The sequence below is a fragment of the Serratia sp. CY56464 genome (assembly GCF_052168435.1).
Classification (GTDB): Bacteria; Pseudomonadota; Gammaproteobacteria; order Enterobacterales; family Enterobacteriaceae; genus Serratia; species Serratia marcescens.
In genome coordinates this window covers 83,572-102,497 of record NZ_JBJNMV010000004.1, presented here as the reverse complement: position 1 = coordinate 102,497, position 18,926 = coordinate 83,572, and the positions used below count along the sequence as shown (strand labels likewise).

Sequence of the window (18,926 nt, the reverse complement as noted above, 5' to 3'; positions counted from 1 at the left end):
GTATCGGCATAGCAAAACCCCGCCGCGGCGGGGAGAAAAAAACTCAAGGTGGCGCAGTGCGGGCGAAACTTTCGCGGGCGAACAGGCGTTCGGCCAGCTTGACCAGCGTCGGGCGCTCGACGCACCAGTTGGGCAGGATGCGGCGGAAATTGAGGTAGCCCAGCGCGCAGCCGGTGGCGATATCCGCCAGCGTCAGCCGCTCGGCATTGAGCCACGTTTTTTCCCGCGCCAGCGCCTCCAGTGCGTCCAGGCCCTGCGTCAGCTTGTCACGCTGGCGCAGCATCCAGTTTTCGTCCTGTTTTTCCGGCGCGCGCCGGCTTTCGCGAAACAGGGTCGCCGCCGCTTCGGTCACGCCGTCCGCCAACGCCGCCACCTGCCGAACGCGCAACGCGGCGGCGCGTTCGGCCGGCAAAAACGCCGGCTCCACCGCCAGCAGCTCGAGGTATTCGGCCACCACCGGCGAGTCGTAAAACACCTCGCCGTCATCGGCGATCAGCACCGGCACCTTGGCGAGCGGGTTCAGCTCCTTCACCCGGCTGCCGGGCTCATACGGCGGATCGTTGACGAATTCGAACGCAATCCCCTTCTCCAGCAGCATCACGGAAATCTTGCGCACAAAGGGGCTGGTGTAACTGCCGATAAGCTTCATCCGGTCTCCTCCGCTTCGTCCTGGCCGCGGCGTCCTTACTTCACCGCCAGGGTATCGATAATCCGCTGCACCAGCGCCTGATGCACTTCCGGCGTTTTGGCCGGCGACAGTATTTGCAACGTTACCACCCGCTTGTTGAACACCGTCAACACCAGGGTGGAGACCACCTTTTGCCCGTTGACGGTCTGTTCGGTATCCACCCGGCGAAACTTCTGTTTGCCGACGCTGAAGTTCTCTTCTTTGGTGGTCTGGATATTCTGATAGCGTTCGGCCAGCACCGTGATGGCGCTCTGCGTCAGCTCTTTCAGCATTTTGTCGCTGGTATTGAGCTTCATGCCGTCCGGCGGGATCACTTCGGACGAAACTGCGCTCTGGCGCGACTTGCCGTCAAGAAAGCGCTGGATGGTGGAGGTGCTGTCGTTGATGATGCCGCTGTTCAGCGTTTGATCGCTAAAGCCCGGCGGCAGCTCGAAGGTGATCTTGCCCTTCTGCAGCGACACGTTCAGCCCCGGCGGCGCGGGCGGGGTTTCTACCGGCGCAGGCGGCGGCGGTGGCGCGGGCTGCGTCACGGTCGGTTTGGTGTCGGGTGGCGGCACCGCCGGTTTGGTGTCGTCCTTGTTGTCGCAGGCCGCCAGTCCGATCGCCAACACGGCGACCGCGGTCAGTTTTGCCAGGGTGTTTAACATCGTGGTTCCTTTCGCTTGGCGCGTTATGGCCTAAACGTAGCAACTCGCCCGGGCGATTGCCAGAAGCCCGTGCTGAAATTGCTGGTCCGGCCCCGCGCGAACGGGGCCGGGCGGTTACTCCGCCGGGAACAGGAACGGATTGATACTGCTGCGGCCGAAGCCTTCTTCTTCCATACGAGCGTCCAGCACCAACGAAGCCAGATCGTCGGCCACCGCTTCGACCTGCGGGTCTTTTTCCTGATAGAGGATTTTCAGGTAAGTGCCGCAGTCGCCGCAGCTTTCCGCCTTCACCGCCGCCTGTTCGCTGTCCAGCGACCAGTAGTTGAGATCGCGGGTCTGCTCGCAGTTGCTGCACTTCACCCGCACCACGTGCCATTCGCTTTCGCACAGGTTGCAGTGCAGATAGCGCAGGCCGTTGACGGTGCCGATGTGCACCATGCTGGAGACCGGGATGCTGCCGCACACCGGGCAGAACTGACGCTGCTCGCCGTATTCGGCGCGCGCCTTGCCAGGGATCAGGCTGGCCATCTGCGCCCAATAGAGCGACAGCGCGGCCCAGAGGAACGGCGCCTTTTCGCTGCCCACCTTGCCAAACTCGCGGTTGAGCAAGGCGTCGGCCATCAGCTCCAGCTCGTGCGCCGAGGCCTTCTCCAGGTTGTCCAGCACCGCCAGGATATGCTCCGGCGCCTGCGGGCGCAGCTCGGCGATCAGCGACGTCAGCAGCTTGCGCCAGTGCTCGCTGCGCGGGAACACGCTCAGATCGAGCGGCGGTTTGCCGCTGGCGGCGCCCTGCGCCAGCGCTTCGCTCAGATCGAGCTGCAGCGGGTTATCGTGCAGCGCATGCTGCTGCGCCTGCGCCAGCTCGGCGGCGAAGTTCAGGTAGTCGCCCAGCGGATTGTCGACCGCAAGCTGACGCAGACGATCGGCGCGGCGGCTGTACAGGCTTTTCAGGTTGGCGAAAAGTAACGGCGGGATGTTCTCCGCCGTTGTGGACTTCTCACGCTGTGCCCCTAACTGCTCTTTAGGAACGATGCGGATACTCATCAGGGTTTATCTTCCTGTCGTTTCTCGCGGACCTCACGGTACCAGCGCGGATGATGTTTCTTGGCCCAGGCCGCCGGCACCCAGCCTTCCACCATCGCGGTAATGGTGCCTTTTACCCACAATGCGGCGTAAATGTGCACCATAATCACGATGATAAGGCCGACCGCGGCCAGCGAATGCACCAGCAGCGCGATGCGGATCAGCGGGATGGAGAACGACGGCGCAAAATACGGCCGCCAGATCACCACGCCGCTGGCCAGCAGCAGCACCAGGCTGATAATCGCCGCCCAGAACACGCACTTCTGGCCGAAATTATAGCGCCCGGTATCACCCACTTCCTCGTTCATGGCGATTTTGTGGATGTTCTTGGCCCAGACGATATCTTCCCGGTTGATCAGGTTATGCTTCCAGTAGCGCAGGAACATCAGCAGGAACGCGGCAAACATGATCACCCCGACAAACGGGTGCAGAATGCGCGCCAGCTGCGGCGTCCCGAAGATGTTCATCAGCCAGTTGAAGGAGGGGAAGAAGAACCCCAGCCCGCTGATGGCGGCGAACACGAAGCAAAATGCCACGATCCAGTGGTTGATGCGCTCCGGCGCGCTGTAACGCTGAATGGGCTTTTCCTTTCTCATTTGCGCGTCTCCTCGTCGTGCGACTCGTCGTGCTCGTCCTCATCGTCGACGCGGTTAGGCCCGACGCCGACATAGTGGAACACGCTGGCCGCGAAGGTGGCGGCAAAACCGATGGCCGCCAGGGGTTTCCACACGCCCTTCCAGAAGGTCACCGCCGGGCTGATGCTCGGGTTGTCCGGCAAACCGTGGTACAGCTGCGGTTTGTCGGCGTGGTGCAACACGTACATCACGTGCGTGCCGCCCACCCCCGCCGGATCGTACAGACCGGCGTTCTGGTAGCCGCGGGTGTTCAGCTCGCTGACGCGATCCGCCGCCACCTGCTTCATCGCTTCCTTGGTGCCGAAGTGAATGGCGCCGGTCGGGCAGGTTTTCACGCAGGCCGGTTCCTGGCCGACGTCCACGCGGTCGACGCACAGGGTGCACTTGTACACCCGGTTGTCGTCCTTGTTCATGCGCGGCACGTCGAACGGGCAGCCGGCGATGCAGTAGCCGCAGCCGATGCAGTGCTCGGACTGGAAGTCGACGATGCCGTTGGCGTACTGAATGATCGCGCCTTCCGACGGGCAGGCCTTCAGGCAGCCCGGATCGGCGCAGTGCATGCAGCCGTCCTTGCGGATCAGCCATTCCAGCTTGCCGTTTTCCTCCACCTCGGAGAAGCGCATCACCGTCCACGACTTGGCGGTCAGATCGGCGGGGTTATCGTACACCCCGACGTTGTGCCCCACTTCGTCGCGGATGTCGTTCCATTCGGAACAGGCCACCTGACAGGCCTTGCAGCCGATACAGGTGGTGACATCGATCAGTTTGGCCACTTCTTCCTGGTGGTCACGGGCGCGCGGCGCCGGCGTGAAACCATTGGTGGCGGATTTACGAATGATGTCTTGAGATTGCATGGCCATAATTCGTCTCCGTTACACCTTTTCCACGTTGACCAGGAACGCCTTGAACTCCGGCGTTTGCGTATTGGCGTCGCCGACGAACGGCGTCAGCGTGTTGGCGATAAAGCCTTTCTTCGCCACCCCTTCGTAACCCCAGTGGATCGGGATGCCGATGGTGTCGACTTCCTGGCCGTGCACCTGCAGCGTGCGAATACGCTTGGTCACCACCGCCTTGGCCTTGATGTAGCCGCGGTTGGAGCTGACTTTCACGGTATCGCCCTGCTTGATGCCCTTCTTCTCCGCCAGCTTTTCGCCGATCTCCACGAACTGCTCCGGCTGGGCGATGGCGTTCAGCCGCGCGTGCTTGGTCCAGTAGTGGAAGTGCTCGGTCAGACGATAGGTGGTGCCGACGTAAGGGAACTTGTCGGATTTGCCCATCGCCGCCAGATCGTCCTTGAACACGCGCGCCGCCGGGTTGGACACCACGTTCGGGTGCAGCGGGTTGGTGCCGAGCGGCGTTTCGAACGGCTCGTAGTGTTCAGGGAACGGCCCTTCCGCCATCTTGTCGGTGGCGAACAGGCGGCCCATGCCCTCCGGCTGCATGATGAACGGCCCGACGTCGCTGCCCGGCGCAGCGGTGCTGTAGTCCGGGATATCGGCCCCGACCCACTTGGCGCCGTCCCACTCCAGCAGTTGGCGTTTCGGATCCCACGGTTTGCCCTGCGGATCCGCCGAGGCGCGGTTGTACAGAATGCGGCGGTTGAGCGGCCATGCCCAGGCCCAGCCCAGCGTATTGCCGAGGCCGGACGGATCGGCGTTGTCGCGCCGCGCCATCTGGTTGCCGGCCGGCGTCCAGCTGCCGGCGAAGATCCAGCAACCGCTGGCGGTGGTGCCGTCGTCGCGCAACTGCGCGAACGAGCTGAGCAGCTCGCCTTTTTTCACCAGCACTTTGCCGTCGGCATCCAGCAGATCCGCCAGCGCCTTGCCGTTGTTCTCCTGCGCCACCTCTTCCGGCGCCGGGTTGTCCGGCGTCAGGTAGTCCCAGGTCATGTTCAGCACCTGCTCAGGCACCGCGCCGCCGTCGCGCGCATACATCTCGCGCAGGCGGCTGAAGATGCCCGCCAGGATCTCGCCGTCGTTCAGCGCTTCGCCCGGGGCGTCCGCGCCTTTCCAGTGCCACTGCAGCCAGCGGCCGGAGTTGACGATCGAGCCGTTCTCTTCGGCGAAGCAGGTGGACGGCAGGCGGAACACTTCGGTCTGGATCTGCGAAGGATCCACCTCGTTGAACTCGCCGTGGTTCTGCCAGAAGTTGGAAGTCTCGGTGTTCAACGGATCGATGGTCACCAGGAACTTCAGCTTGGACAGCGAAGCCACCACCTTGTTTTTGTTCGGGAACGACGCCACCGGGTTAAAGCCCTGGCAGAAGTAGCCGTTGACCTTGCCCTGCGCCATCATCTCGAAGTACTGCAGCACGTCGTAGCCTTTGTCCCACTTCGGCAACCAGTCAAAGCCCCAGCTGTTGTCCTTCTGCGCCTTGTCGCCGTAGAAGGTCTTCATCATGCTGACGAAGAATTTCGGGTAGTTGCCCCAGTAGTTCACCTGGCCCGGCAGCAGCGCCTTCGGCGTGTTGGCCTTCAGGTAGGTGTCGAGATCGGTCTGTTTCTCCGACGGCAGCGTCAAGTAGCCCGGCAGGCTCTGCGACAGCAGGCCGAGATCGGTCAGCCCCTGGATGTTGGAGTGGCCGCGCAGCGCGTTGACGCCGCCGCCCGCCATGCCCATGTTGCCGAGCAGCAGCTGGATCATCGCCATGGTGCGGATGTTCTGCGCGCCGACCGAGTGCTGAGTCCAGCCCAGGGCGTACAGGAACGAAGCGGTTTTATCCGCGACGCAGGTTTCGGCGATGTATTCGCACACCTTGAGGAAATCGTCCTTCGGCGTACCGCAGATGTTGGTCACCACGTCAGGCGTGTAGCGGCTCACGTGCTGTTTCAGCAGGTTCCACACGCAGCGCGGATCCTGCAGCGTGACGTCGCGCTTGGCGAAGCCGTTCTCGTCGAACTGGTAGTTCCAGGTGGTTTTGTCGTACTTGCGGTTTTCCGCGTCGTAGCCGCTGAACAGCCCGTCTTCGAAGGCAAAGTCTTCCCGCACCAGCAGGCTGGCGTTGGTGTAGGCCTCGACGTATTCGCGGTTGAACTTGTTGTTGGTCATCAGATACAGCAACACGCCCGACAGGAAAGCGATGTCGGTCCCGGAGCGGATCGGCGTGTAGAAGTCCGCCACCGACGCGGTTCGGGTAAAGCGCGGATCGATCACGATCAGCTTGGCATTGTTGTGTATTTTGGCTTCCATCGCCCAGCGGAACCCCACCGGATGCGCTTCCGCCGCATTACCGCCCATGACGATAATCAAATTCGCGTTCTTGATATCAACCCAGTGGTTGGTCATCGCACCGCGACCAAATGTTGGAGCAAGACTTGCTACCGTTGGTCCGTGTCAGACACGCGCCTGGTTGTCTACGGCAAGCATGCCGAGAGCGCGACTAAATTTTTGCGACAGAAAACCGGTTTCATTGCTGGCGGCCGAAGCGCACAGCATGCCGGTGGTCAGCCAACGGTTGACGGTAACGCCCTGATCGTTGGTTTTGATGAAGTTGGCGTCACGGTCTTCTTTCACCAGCTTGGCGATGCGGGTAAAGGCGTCGTCCCAGCTGATGCGCTGCCATTTGTCCGACCCCGGCGCCCGGTATTCCGGGTACTTGAGGCGGCTCTCGCTGTGGATGAAGTCAACCAGGCCGGCGCCTTTCGGGCAAAGCGCGCCGCGGTTTACCGGGTGATCCGGATCCCCTTCGATATGGAAAATGCTTTCTTTGGCGTTTTTGGCGCCATCACCAAGGCTGTACATCAACAGCCCACAGCCGACGGAACAATACGTACAGGTATTACGGGTCTCGCGGGCGCGCAGCAGTTTGTACTGCCGGGTTTCCGCCAACGCCACTTCGGGGGCAAAGCCCAGCGCGGCCACCGTCGTTCCTGCCATACCGCCAGCGCAGATCTTAAAGAACTGCCTTCTGCTGACCTGCATGGGGGTCTCCTTTACTCTCGATTGTCACATTGTTCAAATGCGCCTGCCCGCTAGCGCGGCAAACGCGAATGTCACTGTTGTTATGCTTGCTACGAACGCCGGCCATATTACCACAGCGTGCTTGTGGTTGTTACACACTCGTGCTCATTCAGTGAACGCATTGGCACATTTCGATACATTTCGACGTTGGCGCTCCCTACAGTATAGAGAGTAACCAACGTGCCGGGGCGACGGTTTGAACCGGCCACCCAGCGCCCTCTTCTATCAACATGTTAACGCAACGATTTGTTCATTAACCACACAATTCACAGGGCATTGATAATCATTTTCAATATCATTTAATTAACTATAATGATCCGACTGCTTACGCGGTGCTCGCCCTTTGCGCCGCCCATATACCACTGGAGATGATGATTATGAGTTATTCACTGCCATCCCTGCCGTACGCTTACGACGCACTGGAACCGCATTTTGACAAGCAGACGATGGAAATCCATCACACCAAACACCACCAGACCTACGTCAACAACGCCAACACCGTGCTGGAAGCCTACCCTGAGCTGGCCAAATACAGCGTTGAAGAACTGATCCAGGATCTGGACAAAGTGCCTGCCGACAAACGCACCTTCATGCGCAACAACGCCGGCGGTCACGCCAACCACAGCTTCTTCTGGAAAAACCTGAAAACCGGCACCACGCTGGGCGGCGATCTGAAAGCGGCCATCGAGCGCGATTTCGGCAGCGTTGAGAAATTCCAGGAAGAGTTCGAGAAAGCCGCAGCCACCCGCTTCGGTTCCGGTTGGGCCTGGCTGGTGCTGAAAGACGGCAAGCTGGCCGTAGTGTCTACCGCCAACCAGGACAGCCCGCTGATGGGCGAAGCCGTCGCCGGCGCTTCCGGTTTCCCAATCATCGGCCTGGACGTGTGGGAACACGCTTACTACCTGAAATATCAGAACAAACGCCCTGACTACATCAAGGCGTTCTGGAACGTGGTCAACTGGGATGAAGCCGCCGCACGCTTCGCCGCGAAGAAGTAACTCGCCCCCGTTGATAAAGATGCCCGCCACCGGCGGGTATTTTTTTGCCTGAAATCCGCTAAAGTTTGACCACTTCTTGCCGATGGTTTGTTCAATTGACGTTCGCCCGGAGAAGGAAAAACGCTATGGCGGCATTGCAAGCATTGGCAGGAAAGTTCACTCATCTCACCGTAGGTAAAAAGCTCGGTCTCGGCTTCGCGCTGTTGTTGCTGTTGGCGGTCGTCATCGCCGGCACCGGGGCGCAATATCTGCATATCATCGAATCCCGCGCCGATCGCATCGACTTCAGCAACCGGCTGAACGAGGAGATCAACCAGGCCAAATACAACCGCGCCATGTACGGCCAGACCTACCAGCCGGAGTATCTGCAGAACAACCGCGCCAATATTGAAAATGCCGTCAAGCTGATAGATCAGGGGCAGGCGCTGGACTGGGACGCCCAAAGCCGCAAGGATCTGCAGCGTCTGGTGACGCTGATCGGGGAATATCAACAGCAGCAAAAAGTCTTTGAGCAGGCGGTCACGGCAAAAGACGCGGTGCGCCAGAGCTGGAACATGTCGGAAGTGCAGGCCAGCCTGAGCCAGGTGGAGCGTCAGCTCACCAACGGCGATCTGCAGCTGGCCTTCATCCAGCTTAACCAGAAGCTGACCCAGGTGCGCTACGGTGCGCGCGGTCTGCTGCTGAGCCTGAACAAGGAAACCGAAGCGCCGCTGATGGCGGCCATCGACGACGCGCGCGACGCGGCCAACGCCCTGAGCCGCCGGGTCAGCGACGCGCAGCGCCCGCAGCTGCAACCGCTGCTGGCCGCGCTGGACGATTACAAAAACCGCATCGCGGCCTACCTGCCGGCCTATGAGCACGAACAGCAAATCAGCCGGCAGCTCGGCGAACGCGCGCAAGCGATCGGCACGCTGGTGAACGCCTTTATGCAGGACGAACTGGTGCAGACGCGCAACAACATCAATCTGGCACAGCTGCAGATGGGCGTCACCACCCTGATCGCCATCATCGCCGGGGTGCTTATCGCCTGGCGCATCACCCTGCAGATCACCCGTCCGCTGCACAGCACGCTGGCCATGGCGGAACGCATCGCCGGCGGCGACCTGCGCCAGGCGCAGACCAGCACCCGCCGCGACGAGCTGGGGCAACTGCTGAACGCAGTGGCGGCGATGAGCCAAAACCTGCGCACCATGATTGAGAAGATCCAGATGGGGGTCAGCCAGGTCTCCACCGCCTCGGCGGAAATCGCCGCCGGCAACACCGATCTCTCCTCCCGCACCGAACAGCAGGCGGCGGCGGTCGAGGAAACCGCGGCCAGCATGGAACAGCTGACCGCCACGGTGAAACAAAACGCCGACAATGCTCATCACGCCAACCAACTGGCCACCGACGCCTCGCAGACCGCACAACAGGGCGGTAAGCTGGTGGAAAACGTGGTCAGCACCATGCGCGATATCTCCAGCAGTTCGCAGCGTATCGCCGAAATTACTACCCTGATTAACGGCATTGCCTTCCAGACCAACATCCTGGCGCTCAACGCCGCGGTGGAAGCGGCGCGCGCCGGCGAACAGGGCCGCGGCTTCTCGGTGGTCGCCAGTGAAGTGCGCAGCCTGGCGAGCCGCAGCGCCCAGGCGGCCAAGGAAATAGAAGGGCTGATCGCCGAATCGGTCAGCCGGGTGAAAACCGGCACTGAGTTGGTGGAAAGCACCGGCAATACCATGGAACAGATCGTCCGTTCGGTCACCCACGTGCGCGACATCATGGCCGAGATCGCCGCCGCCTCCGATGAACAGACGCGCGGCATCGCCCAGATTGGCCAGGCGATCGTCGAGATGGACCACACCACCCAGCAGAATGCCGCGCTGGTGGAAGAGTCCGCCGCCGCCGCCGATTCGCTGGAAGAGCAGGCCGATATGCTGCTGCAGAGCGTTTCGGTGTTCCGCTTGGCGGAACAGACCGAGCCCCTCGCCGCCAAAGCCGCCGCGCCGAAAGCGCCAGCCGTCAAACCCGCGGCCGCCAACGCCGCAGCGGAAGATAACTGGACCACCTTCTGACGCCCTCAGGCGAGGAATATCCGTTCCTCGCCCTATCTTTTTGGCAACAGGTGGGTCGCGACTCCCCAATTCAACAAATTAAAACCAGAGGCGGTCACATCAAGCATTGCATAGCCGCAATTGCGATGACCGTATCTGCGAAGGTCCTCCTGCGGGTCGGCCCCTTTAAGCCACCAAATCAGTGCCTGCAGAGCATGGCCGTGCGTAACAACACCAAGCGTTTGATTTTGTCCATCGACAGCCAGATCGGACAGACAAGCCATCAGGCGCCAGGCAACCTCATAAGCATTCTCCCCTCCCGGCGCCGACGCCTCTGCCTTACCGGCAAAGAGGCACTGCGTCGCTTCAGGATAATCGCGCATGGCCTGCGCATAAGATAATCCTTCCAGTCGGCCAAAATCTTGCTCCTGCAAACGCTCATCCATTTGCACAGTGCAGCCACATCGCTCAGCCAACGTCTCCGCTGTCGTAAAAGCCCGACCAGTCGGTGAACTGATCAACGAAGTGACCGATAACATTTGCAAGCGAGCGCCAAGCCCAGCGATTTGACGTCGCCCCTCTTCTGTCAGCGGACTGTCACTTCGCCCCTGAATAATCCCCGAGCGGTTCCATTCTGACTCCGCATGCCTCAATACAATGAAACGCATGGTTTTTTCTCGACGATAAAAGCCTAAATATAGACAGGAAAAACACATCCTTCCGTACAGGTAAACGCCGGGTAGTGTACGAGAACAACTCAGGCTATGCTGAGCCCTCGACGCGAGACACGGAGGCGCACATGCATCACCCAGACGTTTACATCGGCAGCATTCAACCCTATGAGGGCGGGCGCCCCAGCGCCATCGCCAAACGCCAGGTGGATGGCGCTGTCCGGCTCACGCCGCTCGGGCTGGAAGGCGACGAACAGGCGGAGAAAAGCTATCACGGCGGGCCGGATCGCGCGCTGTGCCACTACCCGCGCGAGCATTACGCCCACTGGCGCGAGCAGTTTCCGGCGCAGGCGGAGCAGTTTTGCGCCCCGGCCTTCGGCGAGAATATCTCCACCGAAGGGCTGACCGAACACAATGTGTTTATGGGCGACGTCTTCCGCTGGGGCGAGGCGCTGATCCAGGTCACCCAGCCGCGCTCGCCGTGCTTCAAGCTCAACTATCACTTCGCCATTGAGGACATTTCGCTGCTGATGCAGCAAAGCGGCCGCTGCGGCTGGCTGTATCGGGTGGTGTCGCCGGGCGCGGTCAGCGGCGATCGTCCGCTGGCGCTGGCGGCGCGCAACAGCGATGTGTCGGTGGCCGAAGCCATCGCCATCGCCTGGCACATGCCGTTCGACGCGGAACAGTATCGCCGCCTGTTGGCGGTGGCCGGCCTCTCCGCGAGCTGGAGCAAGACCATGCTCACGCGGCTCGCCGAAGGGCGCCTTGAGGATTTCAACCGCCGCCTGCTCGGCCATTGAAAGCGCGGGCGGAAAAATGAAAAACGTGCGCCGAATGCCGCGTTAACCCTTTTCTTCCGCCTATACTGTAGCCGCACGTTTTTTCAGCCAGGAGCCAGGTATATGACCACCCCGACCCATTCGATTCATCACGCCGCCGCCGAAGGCTATCAGGCCAATGCCGATCGCTATGTGAAAGGCCGGCCGGATTACCCGCCGGAAATCGCCGTCTGGCTGCGTGACGTCATCGGCCTGCACGCCGGCATGACGGTCATCGATCTCGGCGCCGGCACCGGCAAGTTCACCCCGCGCCTGCTGGAAACCGGCGCGCAGGTGATCGCCGTCGAACCGGTGCCGCAAATGCTGGAAAAACTGTCGGCAGCGCTGCCGCAGGTGAAAACGCTGGCGGGCACCGCCGACGCGATCCCGTTGCCGGACGAGTCGGTCGATGCCGTGGTCTGTGCCCAGTCCTTCCATTGGTTCGCCACGCCGCAGGCGCTGGCGGAAATCCAGCGCATTCTCAAGCCCGGCGGCAAACTCGGTCTGGTGTGGAACATGCGCGATGCGCGCGTCGGCTGGGTGCGCAAACTGAATCAGATCGTCGATAGCCACGAAGGCGATGCGCCGCGTTACTATACCGGCGAATGGCGCAAGTTCTTCCCGTTCAAAGGCTTTGAACCGCTGCAGGAGCAGGTGTTTATGCTGGGCCACCGGGGTGCGGTGGAGGACGTGATCTACAACCGCGTGCGTTCAACCAGCTTTATCGCCGCGCTGCCGCAGCCGCAACAGGAGCAGGTTATCGATCGGTTGCGCCAACTGGTGGCGGAAGAAGAGGAGCTACGGGGCCAGGACACGGTCACCGTGCCCTATCAGACCAAGGCGTATTACACCACCAAGGTCTGACGCCCAGGGGTTCAGAACACTTTCTTGGCGTAGCCGGTGACCGCTTTCAGGCCCATCTCGCGGCCCAGCGCGGTCATCGGGTGCACCACGATCAACCCGCGCGCGCTTTTCTTCAGCGCGCCCATATCGGCCTGCTCTTTCTTGGTGATCTCGCGGCTGAACGGCAGCTTGCTCAGCTTCTGCGCTTCGGCGCTCAGCTTCTCGCCGCGCACGTTTTTCAGGCGCTCGATCTCCGTCGCCAGTTTCTCTTTCTCTTTGGTGTGTTGCGCGATCAACTCAGGGTTGCCCTGTTGGATCACGGTGGCGTCTTTGTGGTTCAAGGCGTCCAGCAGGTCGCTCAGGCGCTTGATCTCTGCCTTTTCTTTCTCTTTCATGGTCTCTGGCCCGTTGTGCCCAAAATGGCACGCTAATCAATGATACCGGCATTGTAGCAAAAGGCGCGCGCCGTTACCCGTCCTGCGCAATGCCGGGCGGCAAGCCGCTCATCTCGCAGGCCCTGGCGCCGAGCCGGGCCAACGCCTGGGTGTAGCGCGCGTTGAACGGGTAGCAGCAGGAGAGCCGCAGCGCGTTGCGGTAACGCCCGCTGGGCGAATACAGGGTGCCCGGCGTTAAACAGATCTGCTCCTCCAGCAGCTGATGGAACAGCGCCACACTGTCCACGCCAGGGGGGAATTCGACCCAGAACACGAAGCCGCCCGCCGGCTGCGTGGCCAGCGTGCCGCGCGGGAAATGCCGGGCGATCAGCGCCCGCGCCTCGTCGACCTGCGCCGCATAGCGCTTGCGCAGGTTGCGCAAATGGTGATCGTAACCGCCGCTCTCCAGGAAGGTCGCCAGCGTTTCCGACAGCAGCTGCGACTCTGACATCGACGACACCGCCTTCAGCTTGCGCAACGCCTCGTGGAAGCGGCCGCCGCAGACCCAGCCGACGCGAAAATCCGGCGCCAGCGTTTTGGTAAAGCTGGAGCAAAACAGCACCCAGCCGTCGCGATCGAACGCCTTCACCGCCGGCGACAGCGCGCCGCCGAACTGGATCTCGGCATACAGCCCATCTTCAATTAACGGCACCTGATGATCGTTCATCAGCCGCGCCAGCCGCTTTTTCGCCGCCAGCGGCATGGTGCAGCCCAGCGGGTTTTGCACCGTCGGCATGGCGATCACCGCATTCAGCCGCTTCTCGTTCAACAGCAGCTCCAGCGCGTCCAACGACAGTCCCAACTGCGGATCGGTAGGGATTTCCAGCGCTTTCAGCCCCAGGCTGGCCAGCAGCGGCAGCAGGTAGAAATAGGTCGGCGACTCCAGCCCGACGCAGTCGCCCGGTTTGGTGGTGACGCGCAGCGCCAGCTGCAGCGCTTCCATGCAGCCGTGGGTCAGCACCACGTCGCCCGGCTCCAGCAGCATGCCCAGCGTCATCGAGCGGCGGGCGATCTGCTGACGCAGCCGCAGGCTGCCGGGCGGCAACGGATACTGCCCGATCAGATCCGGCTGGCGGCGCAGCTGAGAGGACAGCATGCGCCCCAACTTGCCGCCGGGATAAAAGTCGCTGGTCTGCGGGCAAGCCAACGCAATGTTGGTGAAGGCCGGGTTTTGCTGGGCGGCAAACACGGTGTCGATCAGCGCCAGCACGTCGTCCGCCGGCGGTTCGATGCGCCCGCTGGGCGCCGAGGCCATCTTCAGCGCCGGCAGCGTGCTGCGGACATAAAACCCCGACTGCGGTCGCGCCTCGATCAACCCGCGATCCTCCAGCGTGCGGTAAGCCGACACCACGGTATTGATGCTGACGCGATGGGTTTGCGCACAGCGCCGCACCGAAGGCAAGCGGTCGCCGGGCTGCAGCGTGCCGCGGCGAATGGCTTCGGCCAACGTGTCCGCCAGCTGCAGGTAACGGGTATCCGGGGTTTCATCGAGCAGGGTCACAGTTTCTCTCCAGGCAATGGGTACAGTTTACATTCTGTACAACTGTAACCATGACAATATCCGATTTGTGGTTCTGTCACCATCCCATTGCAGCGATTATGCTGATCTCTCGTCATCACCGTCATTTTCAAGGAACCTGCCATGCTGGACTCTGCCTTTGTCAGCTACGTCACCGTCATGTCGATCACCCCCGGCCCCAACAACCTGCTGCTGGCCTCGTCGGGCGTCAACTTCGGCCTGCGCCGCACCCTGCCGATGCTGTTTGGCATCTGCGTCGGTTGTGCGGTACAGCTGGCGATCATTATCCCGCTGCTGGCGCTGGCGCTGAGCTGGGCCGGCGTCATCCGCCTGCCGCTGGCGGTGATCGGCTGCGCTTATCTGCTGTGGCTGTCATGGAAACTGTTCCAGGCGGCCTCGCCGGACGCCAAAGAGCAGGCGCAGCCGATGAGCCTGCTCAACGGCGCGCTGTTTCAGGCGGTCAACCCCAAGGCCTGGCTGATGGTGATCAACGTAGCGATCCTGTTCACCCCGCGCGAAGGCGCCACCTTTGTCCATACGCTGTCGGTCATCGCCGGTTTCGCGCTGCTGAACTTGCCTTGCGTGCTGCTGTGGGCGGTGCTGGGCGACCGCTTGCGCAACGCGCTGCGGGTCACCTGGAAGCTGCGGGTGTTCAACGGCGCGATGTCCGGGCTGATGGCCGCCACCGCGCTGTGGTTGTTGTTCGACGAGTGGCGCGCGGCCTTTGCCTAGCCGCGGCCGAGAGGAGAGAGCCGGGAGGGTTGCTTGGCGCCGATGCCGGCGATCAGATCGGTAATGGACAGCACCATGGTGGAGCGCACCATCTGCTGATAGCGCTGGCGCTGCATGGCGATCAGCGCTTCATCCGCCTCGCCCGGCTGCAGGAAAGTCGGCACCGGCGGCAGCGCTGCCACACAGTGCAGCTCGCCGAACGGCCCGAGTATTTCGTCGTCGACGAAGCGGTATTCCGACCCGTCGTGGTTCAGCTCTTCGCGCATCGCCATCAGCAGTTCGGCGTCTTCATATTCGTGGCGGGAAATCACCCCCAGGCCGTACATCAGCTTCAGGCGCACCGACAGCTCCCCCAGCGGGCCGCTGCCGGACAATAGCGGTTCGACGGCATATTTCACCGCGTAGTCATCCTTGCGGAATACCTGCACCACCAGCACGTTGAGCGCTTCCGCCAGCAGCTCTACCGCCGCGATCAGGAAGCTGCGCACCGTTTTGCCCGCGTTCAGCTTTTCCAGAACCTGGTTTTCAAATGCCTGTGCTTCTTCCATCGTCGCTTTTCGAAAGGCGTGGGGAGGGCCGTCGATGCCGAACTCGGGTTCCAGGAGCGCAGCAAGCTGCGCTCGGGTGTTCATCATCACGATTCTACTTGTGCATGGCGTTATACACAGCAACGGCCTCTTCTACAACCTCGCTTTCCGCCGGCAGGCCGGAAATTTGCGCCAGCGCGGCTTTCGGCCCGAGCGTATTCAGCAATTCCGCCAACTCCAACGCCTGCGGATCCTGTTCGCTGCGGTAACTCATGGCGGCGGCGATGCCCTGGATCAGGTTGGCATGCGGCAGGCCGTATTCCAGCGTGCCCAGCAGCGGTTTGATCAGGCGATCGCCGGCGCTCAGTTTGCGCAGCGGCTGGCGCCCCACGCGCTCGACGTCATCGTGCAGATACGGGTTTTCGAAGCGGCCGAGAATTTTGTTGATGTAGGCGGCGTGCTTGTCGGCGTCGAAGCCGTAGCGTTTGATCAGCACCGCGCCGCTCTCTCCCATCGCCCCTTTCACCACCCGGCGGATCGCCGGATCGAGAATGGCGTCGCGAATGGTTTGCAGCCCGGCCCGTTGGCCGAGGTAGGCGGTGATCGCGTGGCCGGTGTTGAGGGTGAACAGCTTGCGCTCGACGAAGGCCATCAGGTTGTCGGTCAGCTCCATGCCGGCGATCGCCGGAGGCTGGCCTTTAAACTGCGTCTGATCGACGATCCATTCACTGAAGGTTTCCACCGTCACTTCCAGCGGATCGCTGCTGTCCGCCGGCGGCACGATGCGATCGACCGCCGAATCGACGAAGCCGACATGCTGCTCAACCCATGCCTGCTCGTCCTGCGGCAGCGCGGCGAACACGTGCTGCTTCAGCTGGCTGGTGCCGCGCACCATGTTCTCGCAGGCGATGATGTTCAGCGGCTGCACATTGCCCTGCTGATGGCGCAGCACCAGTCCTTTGGCGATCGTGCCGGCGATTTTGGCGAGAATTTGCGGACCCACGGCGGTGGTCACCAGATCCGCCTCGGCGATCAGCGCCACCGCGGCTTCGCCGCCGCTGTTGACGGCGCTGACGTTGGTGACGTTCTCCACGCGCTCTTGCTCGCCCACCACGTGCACCGAGTAGCTTTTTCGGCTGTTCAGCAGATCCAGCACCGTTTGATTGACGTCGGCGAAGGTCAGCTCAACGCCCGCGTCCGCCAGCAGCTTGCCGATAAAACCGCGGCCGATGTTCCCTGCGCCAAAATGTAATGCTTTCATAACTCTACCTTCTTAATGTCGAAGGGTGCAGCAAGCTGCACCCTTTAAAATGATTCTGTTATCCGGCTTTTTTGCCGCCGAGCAGGTCCAGCACTTCCTGGACGCTGGTGGTATTCGCCAGCCGCTCGATCACGCTCTCGTCATCCAGCGCGTTGGTCAGGCTGGTGATCACCTGAATATGCTCGTTGTTGCGCGCGGCGATGCCGATCACCAGGCGCGCCACTTCGTCCTCTTCATCGCCGAAGCGCACGCCCTGCGGGTACTGGCAGAACACCACGCCGGTGCGCAGCACCCGGTCTTTAGCCTCGATGGTGCCGTGCGGCACGGCGATCGACTCGCCCAGGTAGGTGGACGTGAGCTTTTCGCGCTCCAGCATCGCCGGCACGTATTCCGGCTCAACGTAGCCGCCCTTCACCAGCTGCTCGCCGGCGAAGCGGATCGCCTGCTCTTTGTCACTGGCCTGCAGGTTGAGGAACACGTTGCTTTCGCTCAGCTTGAACAGGTTCGGCTCACCGGCTTCGACGCTGTCATCCAGCACCTTCTGCTGGTTGTCGCTGGTTTGGTTGGCCGCCAGCAAACGCTCGACCAGATCGCTGTACAGCTTGCTGTCGAGGAAGTTGGTCAGCGAGATGTGCTGGGCCTGCGGCGCGTGGCGCATCGCGCGCTCGGTCAGATCGCGGTGCGTGATGACCAGATCCACATCGTCCGGCAGGCTGTTGATGGCGCTGTTGGTCACCGAGATGTTCTTCAGCCCGGCGTCCGCCACTTTCTTGCGCAACACCCCGGCGCCCATGGCGCTGGAACCCATGCCCGCATCGCAGGCGACGATGATTTTGCGCACGGTGCTCAGATCGCCGTCGACCGACGCTGGCGCCGCTGCGCCGCCTTTGGACTGCGATTTCATCTCTTGCATGCGGCGGGTCGCGGCTTCCAGATCGTCATCCTCTTTCACTTTGGAGGTTTTCAGCAGGAAAGCAGACACCACGAAGGAGACGGCAAAGGCTGCGCACACCGCCGCAATGTTGGCGAAGTAGGCGCCTTTCGGAGTCATCGCCAGCACCGCCAGGATCGAACCCGGGGAAGCCGGAGAAACCAGGCCGCCGTTCAGCATCGTCAGGGTGAATACGCCGGTCATGCCGCCCAGGATCACCGCCAGCAGCAGACGTGGATTCATCAGCACGTAAGGGAAGTAGATTTCGTGGATGCCGCCCAGGAAGTGAATGATCGCCGCACCGCCGGCGGATTGCTTGGCGCTGCCGCGGCCGAAGAACATGTAGGCCATCAGCACGCCCATGCCCGGGCCTGGGTTGGCTTCAATCAGGAAGAATACCGACTTACCGACTTCCGTGGCCTGCTGGATACCCAGCGGCGAGAAGATGCCGTGGTTGATGGCGTTGTTCAGGAACAGGATTTTCGCCGGTTCAACGAAGATGGACGCCAGTGGCAACAGGTTGTTCTTCACCATCACGTGCACGCCCGCCGCCAGCAGCTTGGAGAGCACCTCCACCAGCGGCCCGATGCCCAGGAAAGCCAGGATTGCCAGCAGCATGCCGATGATGCCGGCGGAGAAGTTGTTCACCAGCATTTCAAAGCCGCTTTTGATCTTGCCGTCCACCCAGCGGTCGAAATGCTTGATAGCCCAGCCACCCAGCGGGCCGGCGATCATCGAGCCGAGGAACATCGGCATGTCGGCGCCGACGATGACGCCCATGGTGGTGATGGCGCCGACCACGCCGCCGCGCTCGCCGCCCACCAGCCGCCCGCCGGTGTAGCCGATCAGCAGCGGCAGCAGATAGGTGATCATCGGGCCGACCAGCTTGGCTAAGGTTTCATTCGGCAGCCAGCCGGTTGGAATGAATAGCGCGGTGATAATCCCCCAGGCGATAAAGGCGCCGATGTTGGGCATCACCATGTTGCTCAGGAAGCGGCCAAAGTTTTGCACTTTAACCTTGATGTCTGGTGAAAACATAAAACACACCCCTATTGTTACGCGCTGACAATAGAGCGCGTGATTATTGTTGTGACGATCCAGCCGTGTTGCCGCTGTATGCGAAACGGACTCTATCACGCTGTTTTTG

The 18,926-nt window shown here is 61.7% G+C and carries 17 protein-coding genes; 5 read left to right on the top strand and 12 right to left on the bottom strand.

Annotated features, from left to right (window positions below):
* Window positions 1-43: 43 nt before the first annotated feature.
* From ACJ8KE_RS18560 to fdnG, 6 genes are all read right to left on the bottom strand, one after another.
* A complete protein-coding gene (locus ACJ8KE_RS18560) occupies window positions 44-649 on the bottom strand; it encodes a glutathione S-transferase (RefSeq protein ID WP_004934025.1) in 606 nt (201 codons plus the stop codon).
* Between the two features lie 35 nt (window positions 650-684).
* Window positions 685-1,335, bottom strand: coding sequence for a DcrB-related protein (locus ACJ8KE_RS18555; protein ID WP_442517334.1), 651 nt, complete (start codon window positions 1,333-1,335; stop codon window positions 685-687).
* Window positions 1,336-1,449: 114 nt separating this feature from the next.
* Window positions 1,450-2,379 carry a formate dehydrogenase accessory protein FdhE gene (gene fdhE / locus ACJ8KE_RS18550; RefSeq protein WP_033639080.1) on the bottom strand — a complete coding sequence of 310 codons (930 nt, stop codon included), beginning with the start codon at window positions 2,377-2,379 and terminating at the stop codon, window positions 1,450-1,452.
* Window positions 2,379-3,014, bottom strand: a complete 636-nt coding sequence (gene fdoI / locus ACJ8KE_RS18545) for a formate dehydrogenase cytochrome b556 subunit (protein WP_004934017.1) — start codon at window positions 3,012-3,014, stop codon at window positions 2,379-2,381. The genes fdhE and fdoI overlap by 1 nt, the downstream gene beginning before the upstream one ends.
* Window positions 3,011-3,913 (bottom strand): formate dehydrogenase subunit beta, encoded by a 903-nt coding sequence (gene fdxH / locus ACJ8KE_RS18540; protein ID WP_033649532.1) that lies wholly within the window; start codon window positions 3,911-3,913, stop codon window positions 3,011-3,013. Before fdxH ends, fdoI begins: the two co-directional genes overlap by 4 nt.
* A 12-nt stretch (window positions 3,914-3,925) precedes the next feature.
* The gene (gene fdnG / locus ACJ8KE_RS18535; RefSeq protein WP_086013585.1) at window positions 3,926-6,973 is read right to left on the bottom strand and encodes a formate dehydrogenase-N subunit alpha; all 3,048 of its coding nucleotides are present in this window, start codon (window positions 6,971-6,973) and stop codon (window positions 3,926-3,928) included.
* Window positions 6,974-7,389: 416 nt separating this feature from the next.
* Between fdnG and sodA the strand changes: the two genes are divergently transcribed.
* Together sodA and ACJ8KE_RS18525 are read left to right on the top strand one after the other, a co-directional pair.
* Window positions 7,390-8,010, top strand: a complete 621-nt coding sequence (sodA, locus tag ACJ8KE_RS18530; protein ID WP_004934003.1) for a superoxide dismutase [Mn] — start codon at window positions 7,390-7,392, stop codon at window positions 8,008-8,010.
* A 125-nt stretch (window positions 8,011-8,135) separates the two neighbouring features.
* Window positions 8,136-10,064: a methyl-accepting chemotaxis protein gene (locus ACJ8KE_RS18525; RefSeq protein WP_033639082.1), complete on the top strand. Its 1,929-nt coding sequence runs from the start codon at window positions 8,136-8,138 to the stop codon at window positions 10,062-10,064.
* 32 nt (window positions 10,065-10,096) lie between these two features.
* On the opposite strand, the gene ACJ8KE_RS18520 is transcribed toward ACJ8KE_RS18525, so the two are convergent.
* Window positions 10,097-10,711: a histidine phosphatase family protein gene (locus ACJ8KE_RS18520; RefSeq protein WP_028128060.1), complete on the bottom strand. Its 615-nt coding sequence runs from the start codon at window positions 10,709-10,711 to the stop codon at window positions 10,097-10,099.
* Between the two features lie 131 nt (window positions 10,712-10,842).
* Between ACJ8KE_RS18520 and yiiM the strand changes: the two genes are divergently transcribed.
* Both yiiM and ACJ8KE_RS18510 read left to right on the top strand, forming a co-directional pair.
* On the top strand, window positions 10,843-11,514 hold the full coding sequence (gene yiiM / locus ACJ8KE_RS18515) for a 6-hydroxyaminopurine reductase (RefSeq protein WP_261420204.1): 672 nt from the start codon (window positions 10,843-10,845) through the stop codon (window positions 11,512-11,514).
* Between the two features lie 102 nt (window positions 11,515-11,616).
* Complete coding sequence (locus ACJ8KE_RS18510; RefSeq protein WP_261420203.1) at window positions 11,617-12,396, top strand: class I SAM-dependent methyltransferase; 780 nt, start codon at window positions 11,617-11,619, stop codon at window positions 12,394-12,396.
* Window positions 12,397-12,407: 11 nt separating this feature from the next.
* On the opposite strand, the gene ACJ8KE_RS18505 is transcribed toward ACJ8KE_RS18510, so the two are convergent.
* Together ACJ8KE_RS18505 and ACJ8KE_RS18500 are read right to left on the bottom strand one after the other, a co-directional pair.
* Entirely contained in the window at window positions 12,408-12,770 is a 363-nt protein-coding gene (locus ACJ8KE_RS18505) for a YibL family ribosome-associated protein (RefSeq protein WP_261420201.1), read from the bottom strand.
* 73 nt (window positions 12,771-12,843) lie between these two features.
* Window positions 12,844-14,310: an aminotransferase-like domain-containing protein gene (locus ACJ8KE_RS18500; RefSeq protein WP_079450362.1), complete on the bottom strand. Its 1,467-nt coding sequence runs from the start codon at window positions 14,308-14,310 to the stop codon at window positions 12,844-12,846.
* 141 nt (window positions 14,311-14,451) lie between these two features.
* Here ACJ8KE_RS18500 and ACJ8KE_RS18495 point away from each other — a divergent pair, with 141 nt between their 5' ends.
* A complete protein-coding gene (locus ACJ8KE_RS18495) occupies window positions 14,452-15,060 on the top strand; it encodes a LysE family translocator (protein ID WP_016929574.1) in 609 nt (202 codons plus the stop codon).
* On the opposite strand, the gene ACJ8KE_RS18490 is transcribed toward ACJ8KE_RS18495, so the two are convergent.
* The 3 genes from ACJ8KE_RS18490 to ACJ8KE_RS18480 all read right to left on the bottom strand — a co-directional run bounded on the left by ACJ8KE_RS18490 (window position 15,057) and on the right by ACJ8KE_RS18480 (window position 18,817).
* Window positions 15,057-15,608, bottom strand: coding sequence for an MltR family transcriptional regulator (locus ACJ8KE_RS18490; protein ID WP_016929575.1), 552 nt, complete (start codon window positions 15,606-15,608; stop codon window positions 15,057-15,059). The two genes, ACJ8KE_RS18495 and ACJ8KE_RS18490, sit on opposite strands and share 4 nt — an antisense overlap.
* A gap of 94 nt (window positions 15,609-15,702) precedes the next feature.
* Entirely contained in the window at window positions 15,703-16,848 is a 1,146-nt protein-coding gene (locus ACJ8KE_RS18485) for a mannitol-1-phosphate 5-dehydrogenase (protein WP_117287573.1), read from the bottom strand.
* A gap of 58 nt (window positions 16,849-16,906) precedes the next feature.
* The gene (locus ACJ8KE_RS18480; RefSeq protein ID WP_016929577.1) at window positions 16,907-18,817 is read right to left on the bottom strand and encodes a PTS mannitol transporter subunit IICBA; all 1,911 of its coding nucleotides are present in this window, start codon (window positions 18,815-18,817) and stop codon (window positions 16,907-16,909) included.
* Window positions 18,818-18,926: the final 109 nt, after the last annotated feature.

Bases quoted from the DNA above. Each gene is read 5' to 3' on its own strand.
- ACJ8KE_RS18560 (WP_004934025.1), bottom strand. From the start codon at position 649: ATGAAGCTTATCGGCAGTTACACCAGCCCCTTTGTGCGCAAGATTTCC.
- ACJ8KE_RS18555 (WP_442517334.1), bottom strand. From the start codon at position 1,335: ATGTTAAACACCCTGGCAAAACTGACCGCGGTCGCCGTGTTGGCGATC.
- fdhE (WP_033639080.1), bottom strand. From the start codon at position 2,379: ATGAGTATCCGCATCGTTCCTAAAGAGCAGTTAGGGGCACAGCGTGAG.
- fdoI (WP_004934017.1), bottom strand. From the start codon at position 3,014: ATGAGAAAGGAAAAGCCCATTCAGCGTTACAGCGCGCCGGAGCGCATC.
- fdxH (WP_033649532.1), bottom strand. From the start codon at position 3,913: ATGGCCATGCAATCTCAAGACATCATTCGTAAATCCGCCACCAATGGT.
- sodA (WP_004934003.1), top strand. From the start codon at position 7,390: ATGAGTTATTCACTGCCATCCCTGCCGTACGCTTACGACGCACTGGAA.
- ACJ8KE_RS18525 (WP_033639082.1), top strand. From the start codon at position 8,136: ATGGCGGCATTGCAAGCATTGGCAGGAAAGTTCACTCATCTCACCGTA.
- ACJ8KE_RS18520 (WP_028128060.1), bottom strand. From the start codon at position 10,711: ATGCGTTTCATTGTATTGAGGCATGCGGAGTCAGAATGGAACCGCTCG.
- yiiM (WP_261420204.1), top strand. From the start codon at position 10,843: ATGCATCACCCAGACGTTTACATCGGCAGCATTCAACCCTATGAGGGC.
- ACJ8KE_RS18510 (WP_261420203.1), top strand. From the start codon at position 11,617: ATGACCACCCCGACCCATTCGATTCATCACGCCGCCGCCGAAGGCTAT.
- ACJ8KE_RS18505 (WP_261420201.1), bottom strand. From the start codon at position 12,770: ATGAAAGAGAAAGAAAAGGCAGAGATCAAGCGCCTGAGCGACCTGCTG.
- ACJ8KE_RS18495 (WP_016929574.1), top strand. From the start codon at position 14,452: ATGCTGGACTCTGCCTTTGTCAGCTACGTCACCGTCATGTCGATCACC.
- ACJ8KE_RS18490 (WP_016929575.1), bottom strand. From the start codon at position 15,608: ATGGAAGAAGCACAGGCATTTGAAAACCAGGTTCTGGAAAAGCTGAAC.
- ACJ8KE_RS18485 (WP_117287573.1), bottom strand. From the start codon at position 16,848: ATGAAAGCATTACATTTTGGCGCAGGGAACATCGGCCGCGGTTTTATC.
- ACJ8KE_RS18480 (WP_016929577.1), bottom strand. From the start codon at position 18,817: ATGTTTTCACCAGACATCAAGGTTAAAGTGCAAAACTTTGGCCGCTTC.